This window comes from Bradyrhizobium sp. LB8.2 (assembly GCF_040548035.1).
Lineage (GTDB): Bacteria > Pseudomonadota > Alphaproteobacteria > Rhizobiales > Xanthobacteraceae > Bradyrhizobium.
The window spans coordinates 20,056-37,025 of record NZ_JBEPQV010000022.1; the positions used below are offsets into that span (position 1 = coordinate 20,056).

At 64.1% G+C, this 16,970-nt stretch carries 18 protein-coding genes and 1 pseudogene; 9 read left to right on the forward strand and 10 right to left on the reverse strand.

What is annotated here, in order from left to right; genetic code table 11:
- Positions 1-4: 4 nt before the first annotated feature.
- Together lptM and argH are read right to left on the reverse strand one after the other, a co-directional pair.
- A complete protein-coding gene (lptM, locus tag ABIB06_RS24515; protein ID WP_247323420.1) occupies positions 5-295 on the reverse strand; it encodes an LPS translocon maturation chaperone LptM in 291 nt (96 codons plus the stop codon).
- A gap of 92 nt (positions 296-387) precedes the next feature.
- Positions 388-1,785 (reverse strand): argininosuccinate lyase, encoded by a 1,398-nt coding sequence (gene argH / locus ABIB06_RS24520; RefSeq protein WP_354050317.1) that lies wholly within the window; start codon positions 1,783-1,785, stop codon positions 388-390.
- A 106-nt stretch (positions 1,786-1,891) separates the two neighbouring features.
- Between argH and tlpA the strand changes: the two genes are divergently transcribed.
- On the forward strand, positions 1,892-2,581 hold the full coding sequence (gene tlpA / locus ABIB06_RS24525; RefSeq protein WP_502916592.1) for a thiol:disulfide interchange protein TlpA: 690 nt from the start codon (positions 1,892-1,894) through the stop codon (positions 2,579-2,581).
- On the opposite strand, the gene ABIB06_RS24530 is transcribed toward tlpA, so the two are convergent.
- The 6 genes from ABIB06_RS24530 to ABIB06_RS24555 all read right to left on the reverse strand — a co-directional run bounded on the left by ABIB06_RS24530 (position 2,578) and on the right by ABIB06_RS24555 (position 6,662).
- Complete coding sequence (locus ABIB06_RS24530; RefSeq protein WP_247339907.1) at positions 2,578-2,772, reverse strand: hypothetical protein; 195 nt, start codon at positions 2,770-2,772, stop codon at positions 2,578-2,580. The two genes, tlpA and ABIB06_RS24530, sit on opposite strands and share 4 nt — an antisense overlap.
- A 205-nt stretch (positions 2,773-2,977) precedes the next feature.
- Entirely contained in the window at positions 2,978-3,859 is an 882-nt protein-coding gene (locus ABIB06_RS24535; protein ID WP_247339905.1) for a 3-hydroxybutyryl-CoA dehydrogenase, read from the reverse strand.
- Positions 3,860-4,068: 209 nt separating this feature from the next.
- Positions 4,069-5,019 carry an electron transfer flavoprotein subunit alpha/FixB family protein gene (locus tag ABIB06_RS24540; protein ID WP_354050319.1) on the reverse strand — a complete coding sequence of 317 codons (951 nt, stop codon included), beginning with the start codon at positions 5,017-5,019 and terminating at the stop codon, positions 4,069-4,071.
- Entirely contained in the window at positions 5,019-5,768 is a 750-nt protein-coding gene (locus tag ABIB06_RS24545) for an electron transfer flavoprotein subunit beta/FixA family protein (RefSeq protein WP_247339903.1), read from the reverse strand. The genes ABIB06_RS24540 and ABIB06_RS24545 overlap by 1 nt, the downstream gene beginning before the upstream one ends.
- Before the next feature lie 125 nt (positions 5,769-5,893).
- Positions 5,894-6,466, reverse strand: coding sequence for a cob(I)yrinic acid a,c-diamide adenosyltransferase (locus tag ABIB06_RS24550; RefSeq protein WP_354050322.1), 573 nt, complete (start codon positions 6,464-6,466; stop codon positions 5,894-5,896).
- 1 nt (position 6,467) lies between these two features.
- Complete coding sequence (locus ABIB06_RS24555) at positions 6,468-6,662, reverse strand: twin transmembrane helix small protein (protein ID WP_247339988.1); 195 nt, start codon at positions 6,660-6,662, stop codon at positions 6,468-6,470.
- Positions 6,663-6,866: 204 nt separating this feature from the next.
- On the opposite strand from ABIB06_RS24555, the gene ABIB06_RS24560 reads away from it, so the two are divergent.
- Positions 6,867-7,760, forward strand: coding sequence for a YihY/virulence factor BrkB family protein (locus tag ABIB06_RS24560; RefSeq protein ID WP_247339897.1), 894 nt, complete (start codon positions 6,867-6,869; stop codon positions 7,758-7,760).
- On the opposite strand, the gene ABIB06_RS24565 is transcribed toward ABIB06_RS24560, so the two are convergent.
- Positions 7,687-8,982: an ATP-binding protein gene (locus tag ABIB06_RS24565; protein ID WP_354050324.1), complete on the reverse strand. Its 1,296-nt coding sequence runs from the start codon at positions 8,980-8,982 to the stop codon at positions 7,687-7,689. The genes ABIB06_RS24560 and ABIB06_RS24565 overlap by 74 nt on opposite strands.
- 104 nt (positions 8,983-9,086) lie before the next feature.
- Positions 9,087-9,959, reverse strand: coding sequence for a tRNA glutamyl-Q(34) synthetase GluQRS (gene gluQRS, locus ABIB06_RS24570; RefSeq protein WP_354050326.1), 873 nt, complete (start codon positions 9,957-9,959; stop codon positions 9,087-9,089).
- A 112-nt stretch (positions 9,960-10,071) separates the two neighbouring features.
- Here gluQRS and ABIB06_RS24575 point away from each other — a divergent pair, with 112 nt between their 5' ends.
- The 7 genes and pseudogenes from ABIB06_RS24575 to ABIB06_RS24605 all read left to right on the forward strand — a co-directional run bounded on the left by ABIB06_RS24575 (position 10,072) and on the right by ABIB06_RS24605 (position 16,946).
- Positions 10,072-10,719, forward strand: coding sequence for a DNA-3-methyladenine glycosylase family protein (locus tag ABIB06_RS24575; protein ID WP_247445176.1), 648 nt, complete (start codon positions 10,072-10,074; stop codon positions 10,717-10,719).
- 91 nt (positions 10,720-10,810) lie between these two features.
- Positions 10,811-11,896, forward strand: a pseudogene (locus tag ABIB06_RS24580) (DUF2855 family protein).
- A 76-nt stretch (positions 11,897-11,972) separates the two neighbouring features.
- Positions 11,973-13,742 carry a flavin-containing monooxygenase gene (locus tag ABIB06_RS24585; RefSeq protein ID WP_354050327.1) on the forward strand — a complete coding sequence of 590 codons (1,770 nt, stop codon included), beginning with the start codon at positions 11,973-11,975 and terminating at the stop codon, positions 13,740-13,742.
- Positions 13,743-13,804: 62 nt separating this feature from the next.
- Positions 13,805-14,782 (forward strand): peptidyl-alpha-hydroxyglycine alpha-amidating lyase family protein, encoded by a 978-nt coding sequence (locus ABIB06_RS24590; protein WP_354050329.1) that lies wholly within the window; start codon positions 13,805-13,807, stop codon positions 14,780-14,782.
- A 222-nt stretch (positions 14,783-15,004) separates the two neighbouring features.
- On the forward strand, positions 15,005-15,562 hold the full coding sequence (locus ABIB06_RS24595; RefSeq protein WP_247445180.1) for an HNH endonuclease: 558 nt from the start codon (positions 15,005-15,007) through the stop codon (positions 15,560-15,562).
- 343 nt (positions 15,563-15,905) lie between these two features.
- Positions 15,906-16,127: a dodecin gene (locus tag ABIB06_RS24600; RefSeq protein WP_247339886.1), complete on the forward strand. Its 222-nt coding sequence runs from the start codon at positions 15,906-15,908 to the stop codon at positions 16,125-16,127.
- A 171-nt stretch (positions 16,128-16,298) separates the two neighbouring features.
- Complete coding sequence (locus tag ABIB06_RS24605; RefSeq protein ID WP_247339987.1) at positions 16,299-16,946, forward strand: HAD family hydrolase; 648 nt, start codon at positions 16,299-16,301, stop codon at positions 16,944-16,946.
- The last annotated feature ends 24 nt before the right edge of the window (positions 16,947-16,970 follow it).

Genomic DNA, 16,970 nt, shown 5'->3' on the forward strand with positions numbered 1-16,970 from the left:
CAGCCTATCGGCTGGGTCTTTCGTCCAGGAGCGGGTCGAGGATGAACGGTCTCTTTTTGCCCTTGGTCGCCGCCGGCGCGGCGTCCGCGCCGTAGGTGGGATTGAACACGCTCGGCGTCTTCTGGGCTTCGGTCTCGGTGTCGGTCGGCGGCGCGACGTTGGCCGTGGACGCGCTGGAGGCGGTCGGCGGCAGATCCAGCGGGCCCTTGCGGCCACAGCCGGCAAGCGCGAGCGCCGTCAGGCTCAAGACAATGATGGCCCACCCCGAGCCGGCCGGGCGAAACTTTGACGTCACGACGAAATCCCCACTATGCGGCGCACCATACAGAGATTGGCGCGCTCTGGCGAGAGCCGGATGACCATGAAACATAAGCGAAATTTTGCCCCTCAGCCCAATTTTCGCTCTTTTTCCAACCGCTTCAGCCAGGCCTTGGCCTGCGATGCCACGTTCTTCGGCGCGGTGCCGCCAAAGCTGGTCCGGCTCTTCACCGACGATTCGACCGAGAGCACGCCGAGCACGTCTTTCGTGATGTCAGGTTCGATCGCCTGCATCTCCCTCAGCGGCAGTTCGTGCAGCGCCACGCCGCCCTCGGCGGCTTTCGCGACGATGCGGCCGGTGACGTGGTGGGCCTCGCGGAACGGCATCTTCAGCGTCCGCACCAGCCAGTCGGCAAGGTCGGTCGCGGTGGCGTAGCCTTCGCCTGCAGCAAGCTTCATCTTCGCTTCATCGGGGACGATATCGCGGACCATGCCGGTCATGGCGCGGATCGCGAGCGACAGCGCGGCGAAGCCTTCCATGGCGCCTTGCTTGTCCTCCTGCATGTCCTTTTGATAGGCGAGCGGCAGACCCTTCATCACGATCAGCAGGCCGTTGAGCGCGCCGATGACGCGGCCGGTCTTGGCGCGCACCAGCTCGGCGGCGTCAGGATTCCGCTTCTGCGGCATGATCGAAGATCCGGTGGTGAACTTGTCGCTGAGGCGGATCATGCCCACCAGCGGCGAGGTCCAGATCACGATCTCCTCGGCAAAGCGCGACATGTGCACGGCGCAGATCGAGGCCGCCGACAGCGTCTCCAGCACGAAGTCGCGATCGGAAACCGCATCGAGCGAATTCGCCATCGGACGATCAAAACCGAGCGCCTTCGCCGTGGCGTGCCGATCGATCGGGAATGAGGTGCCGGCGAGCGCGGCAGCTCCGAGCGGAGATTCGTTGAGCCGCTTGCGCGCATCCTGGAAACGGCCGCGATCGCGCGCGGCCATCTCGACATAAGCGAGCAGATGATGACCGAAGGTCACGGGCTGCGCGGTCTGCAGATGAGTGAAGCCGGGCATGACCGTTCCGGCATGCTCCAGCGCGCGCTCCACCAGCGCCTGTTGGAACGCGGCGAGCGCGGCGTCGGTCGCATCGAGAACATCGCGGACATAGAGACGGAAATCGGTCGCGACCTGATCGTTGCGCGAGCGCGCGGTGTGGAGACGGCCGGCGGCCGGGCCAATCAGCTCGGACAGGCGGCTCTCGACATTCATGTGAATGTCCTCGAGCGCACGCTTGAATTCGAAGCTGCCCTTGCCGATCTCTGACAAAATCGTGTCTAGACCCTTGCCGATATTTTTCGCATCAGAGGCCGTGATGATGCCCTGTGCGGCAAGCATCGCGGCGTGGGCCTTGGACGCGGCAATGTCTTGGGCAAAGAGGTGACGATCGACGTCGATGGAAACGTTGATCTCTTCCATGATCTCATCGGGACGTTCCGAGAACCGGCCGCCCCACATCTTGTTGCTCATGATCGCCTGCTCACGCCTTGCCTGTCGCCGCCGCACGTTTGCTGACTGCTGCCAGCCGTATTAAGAGGCCTCTGATAGCCATATCTGCGACCGGATGACAAACGATATGCTCGACCCCAACGACATGCTCGACCCAAGGAAAGCGCGGTTAGCCACGCGCCGGATCCCCGTCGTCATCGCCACCGTGGTGGTCGGGGGCCTGGCAGGCTTTGCTGCGCTGTACGGGCTGGGCCTGAGCCGGGCTCCATCCGGCGATCCGGCCTGTCGGGCGGCCGTGGCGACGGCCTCGCGGATCGCCCCCCTCGCCCATGGCGAGCTGGCGGCCCTGACCATGGCGAGCGCGCCGTTGAAACTGCCGGACCTCGCCTTCGAAGACGCCGACGGCAAGCCGAAGAAGCTGTCCGACTTCCGCGGCAAGACGCTTCTGGTAAATCTCTGGGCCACCTGGTGTGTGCCCTGCCGCAAGGAGATGCCGGCGCTGGACGAGCTTCAGGGCAAGCTTTCGGGCCCCAATTTCGAGGTGGTGGCGATCAATATCGACACCCGCGACTCCGAGAAGCCCAAGACCTTCCTGAAGGAGGCCAGCCTGACCCGGCTCGGCTATTTCAACGATCAGAAAGCCAAGGTTTTTCAGGATCTTAAGGCGATAGGCCGGGCGCTGGGCATGCCAACCTCGGTGTTGGTCGACCCGCAAGGTTGCGAGATCGCGACGATCGCGGGACCGGCGGAATGGGCAAGCGAAGACGCGCTCAAGCTGATCCGGGCTGCGACAGGCAAAGCCGCCGCGGCGTTCTAGGCGGAAATATTGAGATTGCCGCCGACGCCGGCACCGACATTGGCGAGCGAAGGTTGTCCGGCGCCGAGCAGCGTCAGGACGGTGGATTTCTCCGCATCCGCGCTCTGCTTCATCAGCGTCGCCGAGATATTCGACTGCAGCGCGCCTTGCTGAGCGGCCAGCATGCTGCTGACCATCGCCATCATGTCCATTACGCGAACCCTCGTACTGGGCGTAACCTAGAGGCGAGCGGTTAACGCGACATGAATTGTCACGAAGCGGATGCACGCAGGATGGGTGGTGCCTGTGTCCCGGGCGCGGCGCGACGCAGAGCCGGGATCCATGCTTCAGCTTGCACGCGGCCTCTGGGCTCCCGGCCTGCAGCGCTTCGCGCTGCGTCCGGGGCACAAGACCCCTCTACCTTGTCGGAACCGGCTTGGCGCCGCGGTAGTCGTAGAAGCCGCGCTGGGTCTTGCGGCCGAGCCAGCCCGCCTCGACGTATTTCACCAGCAGCGGGCACGGACGATATTTGGAGTCGGCGAGACCCTCGTGCAGCACCTGCATGATGGACAGACAGGTATCGAGGCCGATGAAATCGGCGAGCTCCAGCGGGCCCATCGGATGATGCGCCCCGAGCTTCATCGCCGCGTCGATCGCCTCGACGTTACCCACGCCTTCGTACAGCGTGTAAATCGCCTCGTTGATCATCGGCAGCAGGATGCGGTTGACGATGAAGGCCGGGAAATCCTCGGAGACCGCGACCTGCTTGCCGAGCTTGGCGACGAATTCCTTGGACGCCTCGAAGGTGTGGTCGTCGGTGGCGATGCCGCGGATCAGCTCCACCAGCTCCATCAGCGGCACCGGATTCATGAAGTGAATGCCGATGAAGCGCTCGGGCCGGTCGGTGGCGGCGGCAAGCCGCGTGATCGAGATCGAGGAGGTATCGGAGGCGACGATCGCCTCCGGCTTCAACACCGCACAGAGCTCGTGGAAAATCTTGCGCTTGACCTCTTCCTTCTCGACCGCGGTCTCGATCACGAGATCGCAGTCCGCGAGATCGTCCAGCTTCTCGCCAGCCACGATGCGCGCCATCGCCGTGGCTTTGTCGTCCTCGCTGACGGCCTTCTTGGAGACCTGGCGCGCCAAATTGCCGTTGATCGTGGCCATGCCTGACTTGAGGCGGTCGGCCGAAATGTCGTTGAGCACGACGTCGAAGCCGGCCAGCGCAGCGACATGCGCGATGCCACTGCCCATCTGCCCAGCGCCGATCACGCCGACCTTCTTGATTACTGCCGCCATAATATCATCCACCGGAACGGCGCGCTGCTAACCGCGCCTGCCTATCCCCTGAGCCGGGAAGTCTGATTTAATCAGAAACTCGATTAGATCAGAATCCTGCCTCGAAACCTAGATTGGATCGCTTCGAAGGCGTGCCCCACGCCAAAGAAAACGCCATAAAAAGCAACACCGGCCGGAGTTTATACCTCCGGCCGGTGTTTTTACGCGTTTTACTTGCCGAGCTTGCCGAGTTCGGCCGTCAGCTCCGGAACCGCCTGGTAGAGGTCAGCGACCAGGCCGTAATCGGCAACCTGGAAGATTGGCGCGTCCTCGTCCTTGTTGATCGCGACGATCACCTTGGAGTCTTTCATGCCGGCCAGATGCTGGATCGCGCCTGAAATGCCGATCGCGACATAGAGCTCGGGGGCCACGACCTTGCCGGTCTGGCCGACCTGCCAGTCGTTGGGCGCATAGCCGGCATCCACCGCCGCCCGCGAAGCGCCGACGCCGGCGCCGAGCTTGTCGGCGAGCGGCTCGATGTACTTTGCGAAGTTCTCACGGCTCTGCATGGCACGACCACCGGAAACGATGATCTTGGCCGAGGTCAGCTCCGGACGGTCGCTCTTGGCGACTTCCTCGCCGACGAAGGACGACAGGCCCGGATCGGCGGCCGCTGCGACGCTTTCGACCGACGCGCTGCCGCCTTCACCCGCCGCAGCGAAGGTGGAGGTGCGCACCGTGATGACCTTCTTGGCGTCCTTCGACTTCACCGTCTGGATGGCGTTGCCGGCATAGATCGGGCGCTCATAGGTGTCGGGGGCGACCACCTTGGTGATCTCCGAGACCTGCATGACGTCGAGCAGCGCGGCGACGCGCGGCATCACGTTCTTGAAGCGCGAAGTCGCGGGAGCGACGAACGCGTCATAGGACGGGGCCAGCGAGACGATCAGGGCGGCCAGCGGCTCGGCAAGATCGTGCGCGTAGAGGTCGCCCTCGGCGACGAGCACCTTGGCGACTCCGGCAAGCTTCGCGGCAGTATCCGCCGCAGCCTTGGTGCCCTGCCCGCCGCCGGCAACCAGCACGTGGACGTCACCGCCGAGCTGGGAAGCTGCGGTCAGCGCCTTGTTGGTGGAGTCCTTGAGGACCTCCTGTTCGTTTTCGGCAATCAGCAACGTCGTCATCAGAGCACCCCGGCTTCGTTCTTGAGCTTCGACACCAGCTCGGCGACGTCCTTGACCTTGACGCCGGCCTTGCGGCCCGCGGGCTCCGTCGTCTTGAGAACTTCGAGGCGTGCGGTGACGTCGACGCCGTAGTCGGCGACGCTCTTGTCCGCGATCGGCTTCTTCTTGGCCTTCATGATGTTGGGCAGCGAGGCGTAGCGCGGCTCGTTGAGACGGAGATCGGTGGTGACGATCGCCGGTCCCTTCAGCTTCACTGTCTGCAAGCCGCCGTCGACTTCGCGGGTGACCTTGAAGTCAGAACCATCGACCTCGAGCTTCGAGGCAAAGGTCGCCTGTGACCAGCCGAGCAGCGCGGCCAGCATCTGGCCAGTCTGATTGCTGTCGTCGTCGATCGCCTGCTTGCCGAGAATGATCAGGCCCGGCTGCTCTTCGTCAGCGATCTTCTTCAGTATCTTGGCGACCGCGAGCGGCTCGACCGCGCCGTCGGCCTTCACCAGGATGCCGCGATCGGCGCCCATGGCGAGACCAGTGCGGATCGTTTCCGACGCCTGCGCCGGTCCGATGGAGACCACCACGACTTCGGTCGCCTTGCCGGCTTCCTTCAGGCGCAGCGCTTCCTCGACTGCGATTTCGTCGAACGGGTTCATCGACATTTTGACGTTGGCGAGTTCAACGCCCGATCCATCGCTCTTGACGCGAACCTTGACGTTGTAATCGACCACCCGCTTTACCGGCACCAAGACCTTCATCGATCCTCTTTCACTCAATTCAGGAGGGGGGTTATCAACTGGCGCGGAACCTAAAGGCCTGATCAGGCCCGGTCAACGCGCGAAGGGGGCTAATTTTGCCTCCCAGAAGTGCGCCGCTCAACGGGTCAGCGATTCTGCCCGGGAACCCAGAGCACGTCGCCGGCGCCGTCATGGTTGGCAGCACGGCTGGCCACGAACAGAAAGTCCGACAAACGGTTCATATACTGGATGCCAGCCGCGCCGACGGGCTCGCCGGGCCGGGCCGCCAGTTCCACCATCACGCGTTCCGCCCTGCGGCAAATCGTGCGGGCGACGTGTAGGTAGGCGGCAACCGGCGTCCCGCCCGGCAGCACGAAGGAAGTTAGCGACGTCAGCTTGTCGTTGAGCGCGTCGATGTCGCGCTCCAGCCGCTCAACCTGGCTCGCCACCACCCGCAGCCGCTCAGCTTTGCCTTCACGCTCCGGGACCGCAAGGTCGGCGCCGAGATCGAACAAATCGTTCTGGATCCGCCCGAGCATCGCGTCGAGCTCGGACGCGTCCTTTGTGTACAGACGAACGACGCCGATCGCAGCATTGGTCTCGTCGACCGTGCCATAGGCCTCGATGCGCAGATCGTATTTCGGCCGGCGCTCGCCCGAGCCGAGCGCTGTCGTGCCGTCGTCACCGGTTTTCGTATAGATGCGGTTGAGCACGACCATGTTAACGCCCCATCGCCCACACGGCGAGCATCGCGATGACGATCGCCACGAACTGAAGCAGCACGCGCCAGCGCATCAGCTTCTGCGAGGTGTTGGGCGAGCCGCCGCGCATCATGTTGATGAGACCGAGCAGCAGCACCAACGCCACGGCGCCGACCGCGATTGGCAGGATGAAAGTACTCAGGAGGGATGCCATCCGAGGGTAGATAACACCCTGCGCGCCGGTCCGCCATGGCGTTCCCGATCTGGCTTTTAAGCCAATAATATCAGAAGCTAGCTGGATGAATCTGGATTTGCGCGAATTGCCCATCCTCCTCGCCGATCTCCGCTTGCGGGGCGAGGCCGGAATGCGCTTCCCGCGCGCGGGAAGAAGAAGCGGCAACAGCAGTGTAGGTGGCACGTGAAGGCGATCCGCACCATCTACGTCGTCGTGATGGACGCGTTCTACACGTTCCTGGCCGACGATGGCTGGGCGATCGCGAGCCACATCGCACTGTCGACGCTGATGGCGCTGTTCCCGTTCCTGATCGTGCTGACCTCGCTGGCCGGCTTCTTCGGCTCCAAGGAACTCGCGGACCAGGCCGCAAGCCTGATGCTTCAGGTCTGGCCCAAGCAAGTCTCCGATTCGATCTCGGGCGAGGTGCACGACGTTCTGACCACGACCCGCTCCGGCGTACTGACCGTCGGCGCAGTGCTGTCGGTCTACTTCGCCTCGAACGGCGTCGAGGCACTCAGGGTCGCGTTGAACCGCGCCTATGCGGTGGTCGAGATGCGGCGCTGGTACTGGCTACGGCTGGAGTCGATCGGCTACACGCTGGTCGCCGCCTTCACAGCACTTGCCATGGCGTTCCTGATCGTGCTCGGCCCGCTCCTCATCGAGGCGGCGCGGCGCCACATTCCGCTGTTCGTCGAGTCCAACGAGAGCATCCTCACCTGGCTGCGCTACGGCATCACCGTGGGCGCGCTGGTGGTGGCGCTGCTCATCCTGCACGCCTGGCTGCCGGCGGGGCGGCGCGGCTTCCTCCAGATCCTGCCCGGCATCGTGTTCACCATCGTGGCGTCGCTGATATCAGGCATCGTGTTCGGGCAATATCTGGCGCGCTTCGCCAACAATTACGTGACGATGTATGCGGGGCTCGCCTCGGTGATCATCGCGCTGGTGTTCCTGTACTTCATCGCCGCGATCTTCGTTTTCGGCGGCGAGCTCAACGCCGCGATCATCAAGTCGCGGCTTCCTCACGGCGTGTCGCTTCAAGCAGCGCAGTCGCTAAAGCCCGCGGAGACACAGGCTTGACCAGAAAAGCGTCGGCGCCGGCCTCGCGTGAGGCGACTTCGTCCTCGCCGCGACCGGACACCCCGATGATGGGGATCTGAGCCAGCGGCTTCGCCATGGTGCGGATCCGCCTGATCGCCTCGACGCCATTGATGCCCGGCAGCACCATATCCATCAGCACCGCGTCGAAGGCGCCTTGCGCGAGCCGGTTCACCGCGTCCTCGCCGCGCCCGATGAACTCGGCATGATGGCCGAGCTCGGTCAAAATGGTGTTGAGCACGACGCGGCCGAACGGATTGTCCTCGACGCTGAGCACCCGCAGCGCCGCGACCGCATCCGCCTCGGCTTCGCCCTTCGATTTGCGGGGCTTGCCCGATCCCGTCGCGTCCAGTGACATCGTCAGCGTGAAGGTGGCGCCGCCACCGCGACGTGGGGCGACGGTGATGTCGCCGCCCATCGCGCGCGCCAGTTGCTTCACCGAGGACAGGCCCAAGCCCGCGCCGCCGAAGCGCGAGGCGATGGTGACATTGGCCTGGGTGAACGGGCGGAACAGCCGCTTGATCTCGGCCATGGTGAGGCCGATGCCGCTGTCGGACACCGCGAAGGCGACACCGACCCTGCCTTTGCCCTTTGTTTTGCCCTTGCTCTTGTCCTTGCTCTTGGCGGAACGCCAAGGCGCGACCGCGAGCGCCACGCCGCCGTGCTCGGTGAATTTCACGGCATTGTCGATCAGATTCTCGAGCGCTGCCCGAAGGCGGACGGGATCACCGACCACCAGCCCCGGCAGCTTCTCGGAGATGTCGACCTCGGCCTGGAGGCCCTTGGCCGCAGCGCGACCGGCCAGCGAATCGCCGGCGTTGCGGGCCAGCGTCCGCAGGTCGAACAAATCCTGCCGCAGCGTGCTTCCACCCCCGACCCCCTTGCCGGCCCCCTTGCTGGATCTGGCCGCATCCACGAACAGAGTGGCAAGGCTGGCCAGATGCTCAGCACCGGCCTTGATCGTGTCGGCCCAGCGCCGTTCCCGCTCGCCGAGATCGGAGGTCGCGAGCAGGTCGCTGATCGCGAGAATACCGGTCAGGGGGGTGCGGACTTCATGGGCAAAGGCGGCAAGCGCGGCCTGGACTACGTCCGGCTTGGCCGCCTTGGTGCTGCGCTTAGGCAGCCGGGCGGCCGGCCCTGACCGCTTCCGAGCCACTCGCTTGGACGTCCGCGTAGTGCGCGCTGCGCGCGTTTTCGCCGCCATAACTCCCCTTCGAAGTATCCCCTTCGAACCCCGGGCCGTCGCGCGAGCATGGCATGGCGGCACGCCCGGAGTCACGGCGGCGTTTGGCTAACCCCCAGAGAAACTTAACCTAATCCCACCAACCGGCGGATACCGGCCGGCGTGACGTCTGCCGCGCGCAACTCGCGCAGACCGGTCGCCCGGGTCGATTTCGACAGCTTCCGCCCCATCTCGTCGCAAATCAGCCGGTGATGGTGGTAGGCGGGCTCCGGCAGGCTGAGCAGTATCTGAAGCAGGCGGTGCACCGAGGTGGCGTGAAACAGGTCCTGGCCCCGTACGATCTCGCTGACGCCCTGGAGCGCGTCGTCGACGACCACCGACAGATGGTAGCTGGTCGGGGTCTCCTTGCGGGCCAGAATGACGTCGCCCCAGGCTTCTGGCCGCGCCGGGACGATGCCGCGCTCACCATCGGGCCCCGCGCCCAGCTCGTTCCAGGTCAGGCCGGCGGCGCGGCGGCAGGCGGCCGCCATGTCGAGCCGAAGCGCATAAGGCGCACCGATGTCGATGAGCCGCTCGCGCTCGCCGGCGGACAGCGATTTTCCGTCGCCGGGATAAAGCGGCGCGCCGTCGGGATCGCGCGGCCATGGCCCATCCGCTTCGCGGGCCGCAACCCGCCTTGCGATCTCGGCGCGGCTTTCGAAGGCGGGATAGACCACGCCGAGCGCCGAGAGCCTGTCCAGCGCCGCGCGATACTCGCCGAGACGCTCCGACTGCCGCCGCACCGGCGTCTCCCAGGCGATGTCGAGCCAGGCGAGGTCCTCGTAGATCGCCGTCTCGAACTCCGGCCGGCAGCGCGTCGCATCGATATCCTCGATCCGCAGCAACAGCCGCCCGCCGGCGTCGCGCGCGCGGTCGGAATTCAACAGCGCCGAATAGGCGTGGCCGAGGTGCAGGTGGCCGTTCGGACTGGGGGCAAATCGGAAAACGGGTGGCGACATATGCACAGATCTCGTCATGGCCGGGCTTACCCGATCATCCATCTTCCAAGACTCTGTTACGATAGGAGATGGATGCGCGGGTCAAGCCCGCGCATGACGAGTTGAGCAAGCAATGACCATCCACCTCGAAACCCAGTCCGATCTCGAAGAGGCCGTCCACGCGCTGATCAAGCGCGATCCGCGGCTCAAGCCGGTGCTCGCGACGGCCGGCATGCCGGCATTGCGGCGGCGCGAGCCGGGTTTTGCCGGGATCGCGCATATCATCTGCGGGCAGCAGCTCTCGACCGCGAGCGCCGCGGCGATCTGGGGCCGGCTGTCCACAGCGTTTGATCCGTTCGATCATGAGGCGGTGCGCCGCGCCCGCACCGACCGGCTAGGGCGGCTCGGTCTGTCCGCCGCCAAGATCAAGACGCTGAAACATCTTGCGCGCGAGATCATCGCGGAGCGCGTGAACCTCGACGTGCTGGCGGAGGAAGATGCCGACGCCGCGCATCACACGCTGATTTCGCTGCCCGGCATCGGCCCCTGGACCGCAGACGTCTATCTGCTGTTCTGCCTCGGCCATGGCGACGCCTGGCCGGCCGGCGACCTCGCCGTGCAGGAAGGCATCCGCATCGGGCTGGGTTTGCCGGCGCGGCCGACGGAGAAGCAGATGGTGCCGCTCGCCGAACCCTGGCGTCCCCTGCGCGGCGCCGCCGCGCATCTGTGGTGGAGCTACTACCGCGCGGTGAAGAAGCGCGAGGGCGTGCTGACGGCCTGAGCAGCCGAACGGCGTTTTAAACTATGTTGCTGTTGCAAAAGCATCATCGGTGAATGATGAGATGCCGACGAACAGAGCCGGGATCAAAGCCATGACATCGATCGACTTCGTCGTTGCGAAAGATGACCTCGACCAGTGCAAGGTGATCGCGACCGAGCTTCCCGGCGCGGATGCGCTGCCGCCTGACGCCCTGCTCGTGAAGGTCGAGCGCTTCGCCTTCACCGCCAACAACATTACTTATGCGGTGATGGGCGACGAGTTGAAATACTGGCAGCTCTTTCCCGCGCCGAACGGTTTTGGCAACATTCCGGTGTGGGACTTTGGCGAGGTGATTGCCTCCAGGCATCCGAACGTCGCCGTGGGCGAGCGGCTGTTCGGCTATTTCCCGATGGCGACGCATCTCGTCATTGAGGCCGCGGACGTCAACTAGCGCGCTCTTCGTGACGGCGCCGAGCATCGCAAGCAGGTGTCGCCGGTCTACAATCTCTATTCCCGCGTTACGGGCGATCCTGCCTTTGCCGGCCATCAGGGCGACCTTCAGGCGCTGCTGCGGCCGCTATTCATGCTGTCGTTCCTGGTCGACGATTTTCTCGCCGAGAACGACGATTTCGGCGCGCGGACCGTGCTGCTGTCGAGCGCTTCAAGCAAGACCGCGTTCGGGCTCGCACATCTCCTGCACACGCGCGGCCGTAGGGTGATCGGACTGACCTCGGCCGGGAACACGGACTTTGTCACGTCGCTCGGCCGCTATGACCAGATCGTCACCTATGACCGCGTGACGTCGCTGCCGCCGGACGTTCCCGTCGCCTTTGTCGACATGGCCGGCAACAGCGCCTTGCGCGCCGGACTGCACCGACATTTCGGTGAGCGGATGAAATGCTCGGTGCGCGTCGGATTGACGCATCGCGCCACTGACGCCGACGAAGGCGAATTACCCGGTGCCAAACCGCGCTGGTTCTTCGCGCCCGACCAGATCCGCAAGCGCGCCAAGGAATGGGGCCCGGGCGGCATCGAGCAACGTTTTGGTACGGCATGGTCCGGCTTTGCGTCGCTCCTGGAGAGAAGCCTGACCGTGGTCGATAGCCACGGCCCCGAGGCGGTGCGGCAAATCTACCTCGACACGCTGAAGGGCCGTATTCCGCCTGAGCAGGGCCACATGCTCTCGCTGCTCGGGTAAAGCGCTTTTGGCGTAGGCTTATCCAGTATAGCGTCGACCTCAGAGGAAACGCCGCGAAGACGGCAAGAGGTCGCGCATGCTCGACAAGACCAAGGATATTTATGCATCTGCGCAAGCCTGGCTTGATCAGTTCGAGCGCACGCTGGGTGAGGCCGGCACGCTGGATGGGCTGTTCCTCGCCGACAGCTTTTGGCGCGACGTCCTGGCACTGAGCTGGAACCTGCAAACTATCGCCGGCCGCGACTCGATCAAGCGGGAGCTGACAACGCTTGCGGCAAAGGTCGCGCCGGGCAGCTTCAAGATCGCGCCGAACCGTGCGCCGCCGCGCTGGGTGACGCGCGCCGGCACCAACAATATCGAAGCAATCTTCAATTTCGAAACCGTACTGGGACGCGGCAGCGGCATCGTCAGGCTTATGCCCGACGCTGCCGACGGCGACCGGTTGAAAGCGTGGACGCTACTCACCGCGCTCGACGAGCTCAAAGGGTTCGAGGAACAGATCGGCACCTCGCGGCCGCGCGGCCAGGCCTATTCGCGCGACTTCCGTGGACCGAACTGGCTCGACCTGCGCAACGCCTCGCGCGACTACACTAATCGCGATCCCGTCGTGCTGGTGGTCGGCGGCGGCCAGGCCGGCCTTGCGATTGCGGCAAGGTTGAAGCAGTTGGGAGTCGACACCCTGATCGTCGATCGCGAGGCGCGGATCGGGGACAATTGGCGCAAGCGCTATCACGCGCTGACCCTGCATAACCAGGTGCAGGTCAATCATTTGCCCTACATGCCGTTTCCGCCGAGCTGGCCGACCTATATCCCCAAGGACAAACTCGCCAACTGGTTCGAAGCTTACGTCGATGCGATGGAGCTGAACTTCTGGACCGGCACCGAATTCGAGGGCGGCGCCTACGACGATGCAAAAGGCCACTGGACGGTCACACTGCGGCACGCCAACGGCAGCAAGCGCATCATGCATCCGCGCCATGTGGTGATGGCGACCGGCGTCAGCGGCATCGCAAATGTGCCTGTTATTCCGACCCTCGATAACTTCAAGGGCACGCTGCTGCATTCGAGCCGCTACGAGGACGGCGAGAACTGGACAGGCAGGCGCGCCATCGTCATCGGCACCGGCAACAGCGGCCACGACATCGCGCAGGATCTCCACTCCAGTGGCGCGGAAGTGACGCTGGTGCAGCGTTCACCCACGCTCGTCACCAATATCGAGCCGTCGGCCCAACTTGCTTATGCCACCTACAACGAAGGCACGCTCGAGGACAATGATCTGATCGCGACCTCGATGCCGACGCCACTCGCGAAGAAGACCCATGTGATGCTGACGGAGCAGTCGAAGGAGCTCGACAAGGAGCTGCTCGACGGACTCTCCCGCGTCGGCTTCAGGCTCGATTTCGGCGAGGCCGGCACCGGCTGGCAGTTCAAATACCTCACCCGCGGCGGCGGCTATTACTTCAACGTCGGCTGCTCCAACCTGATCGCCGAAGGCGCGATCAAGCTCAGGCAGTTTTCCGATATCGAGGGTTTCGTCACCGAGGGCGCGCGAATGAAGGACGGCACGACCCTTCCGGCCGACTTGATCGTGCTCTCGACCGGTTACAAGACGCAGGAATATCTGGTGCGGAAACTGTTCGGCGACGACGTCGCCGACCGGGTCGGCCCGATCTGGGGCTTTGGCGACGGCCTCGAGCTGCGCAACATGTATGCGCGCACCAGGCAGCCCGGCCTCTGGTTCATCGCCGGCAGCCTCGCACAATGCCGGATCAACTCGAAATATCTCGCACTCCAGATCAAGGCGATCGAGGAAGGGATTTTGGCGTGTGAGGCGGGCGCAACTTGAGCCTCTCCGTCATTGCGGATGCAAACGAGCACGACAGAAATAGCCATAGGAAGGGACTACCCATGCCAGCCATTCTCGGCACCGGCGAACACCGCTACCGCGTCGTCGAAAATTTCGCGAAACTTCCCGACGGATGGCAGCTCACCGACGTCGCTTCGGTCGCGGTCGACAGCAAGGACCGCATCTACGTCTTCAATCGCGGGGCCCATCCGATGGTCGTACTGGACCGCGAGGGCAGTTTTCTCGGCGGTTGGGGCGAAGGTCTGTTCTCGCGCGCCCATGGCCTGCACATCGATGCCGACGACAATCTCTATTGCACCGACGACGGCGACCACACCGTGCGCAAATGCACCACCGACGGCAAGGTGCTCCTGACGATCGGCATTCCCGAAAAACCATCACCGTTCATGAGCGGCGATCCCTTCCACCGCTGCACCCACACCGCGCTGTCGCCGCAGGGCGAAATCTATGTCTCCGACGGCTATGGCAATGCGCGCGTGCACAAGTTCACGCCCGATGGCAAGCTGATGAAGAGCTGGGGTGAGCCCGGCACCGATCCCGGCCAGTTCAACATCGTGCACAACATCGCCACCGACTCCGACGGTTTTGTCTATGTCGCCGACCGTGAGAACCACCGCGTGCAGGTGTTCGACGGCAACGGCAGGTACGAGACGCAGTGGAACAATCTGCACCGCCCCTGCGCGCTGTGCTGTTGCGGCGGCGGCAAAACCCCGACCTTCGTCATCGGGGAACTCGGCCCCGGCCTCGCCGTCAACCGCAAGGTGCCCAATCTCGGCCCGCGGCTGTCAATCGTGGATGCGAAGGGCAACCGCATCGCGCGGCTCGGCGGCGAGGAAGGCCCCGGCGTTGCGAGCGGAAAGTTCTTGGCCCCGCACGGCATCGCGCTGGATTCTAGAGGCGACATCTATGTCGGCGAGGTCGGCGTCACCGACTGGAAGACCAGCTTTCCGGACGAGGAGATGCCGGCGGCGGTGCGCGGGACGCGATGTTTGCAGAAGCTGGAGCGGGTGCGGGAGTAGCTGCCCCAGCAACGCCGCGACGCGCTGTCAGGAAGACGCCGGCTCCCCCGACGTCGTCCTCATTCCCGTAAATCACGGCGTTTTTGGGCGCTTTGCCACTCCCCGGCCGCATTGCTTTGCGCCGGAATAACTCGCTCAACGGGCTTCACAATCCCGTCACGCTGCATGTAGTATGTCAGTACATGCTGCTTCGCAGCGTACATTGGAGGCCAGGAGCGTTACTTGAACGCACATGTCTCGCAAGGTCATTGGCCGGTGTTGGTGCTGAATGCGGACTTCCGGCCGCTGAGTTACTATCCACTGTCTTTGTGGTCGTGGCAGGACGCGATCAAGGCGGTGTTCCTCGACCGCGTCAACATCGTCGCGCATTACGATCAGGCGGTGCATAGTCCCACGCTGCAAATGCAGCTGCCGAGCGTCGTCTCGCTCAAATCCTTCGTCAAGCCGACCACCCACCCCGCCTTCACCCGGTTCAACGTCTTCCTGCGCGATCGCTTCAACTGCCAATATTGCGGCTCGCCCGAAGACCTCACCTTCGACCACATCATCCCGCGCAGCAAAGGCGGCCAGACCACTTGGGAGAACGTGGTCGCGGCCTGCTCGCCTTGTAATTTGCGCAAGGGCAATCTCACGCCGGTCCAGGCAAAAATGTTTCCGCGCCAGCACGCCTTCGCGCCGACCGTGCACCAGCTCCACCGCAACGGCCGGCTGTTTCCGCCAAACTATCTGCATGATAGCTGGCTGGATTATCTCTACTGGGACACGGAGCTGGATCCGTAGGGTTCAGAGGCAGCGCCTCACACCCCGATCGCATTCCTTGCCACCACGTCGCGATAGAACGCCGCACTGAGTTTCGGCACGCGCCGCTCGCTCGCATCGGAACGGGCAAGAGCAGCCCCGCGACCGTGCGCCAATTCGGGAGCGCAGTGCGCAGGCGCGACCCACATTTCCGTGCGCTTAAAAAAAGAAGCCACGGCCATGGACAGGGCCTAGCGGGGCGAGCGCCGGGGGACGGAACCCGAAGCGCCGGCATCCGTTCAGAGTCGAGGCCGGATGTCTTGCGAGCGCCGACTGTCCGCGACAGACATATATGGCCTCGCCACAGCAAAAGGGGAGAATGGTTATGCCTACAAGCGAGACGGATCACGTCTACAAAATCCTGGAACTGGTCGGATCGTCGGAGACCTCGATCGAGGATGCGATCAAGAACGCGATCAGCCGTGCCGCCAAGACTCTTCGCGAGATGAAATGGTTCGAGGTGGTGCAGACGCGCGGCCACATCGAGAACGGTGCCGTGCGCCACTACCAGGTCACGCTGCGCGTCGGCTTCACGCTGGATGGATGATACACGGCAACGCCAGGCGTCGTGCACCCTGTCCTGACCGCCGCAGCTGCGGATGACGTTCGCGACGCACGCGGCGGCCATAAAGACGGAACTCTGGGCGCTCAGCAATCCGGCGCTGTCTCGCATTTGTCTCCTGGGTTCGGGCAAGATATGACTAAGGATCACGGCCGGATGTTCGGCCAATCCGAGCGTGCTGCTGTGACTGGTGGGATCAAACTCGTCCTCTTCGACATGGACAATGTCCTCTGCGACTACGACAGGGGAAAGCGTGTCGCATGGCTGGCGAAGCTTGCGGGGGCCACGAGCGAATTCGTCCACAAGGCGATCTGGGACAGCGGCTTCGAACTGCTCGGAGATTCCGGCACTCTCGATGCCGGGGACTATTTGCGGGGTTTCGGCGAGCGCATCGGCTATCCGCTGTCACTGGACGAGTGGATCGAGGCGCGACGCCGTTCAATGCAAGCCGATCCTGAGATGCTGGAGATTGCCGGCAGCTTATGTAAAGCCGTCGACATTGCCGTCCTGACCAACAACACCACGCTGGTCGCCGACCATATCAATATGCTGCTGCCGGAATTGCCGCCGCTGTTCGGCGCGCGAATCTACACGTCGGCCCGGTTCAAGACGGCGAAGCCGGACCCGCGCTGCTACCGCCTCTGTCTGTCGGAGCTCGACGTGAGGCCGGAGAACGTTCTGTTCGTCGACGATCTCGTGGCCAATGTCGCCGGCGCGCGCGAAGCGGGTCTGTTCGCGCATCACCACACCTCGGTGGAGACTTTCAGGCTGGCCCTTTCGGAGTACGGCCTGCTTCATGCATGAATACGCGCTTCGCTTTCCTCGGCC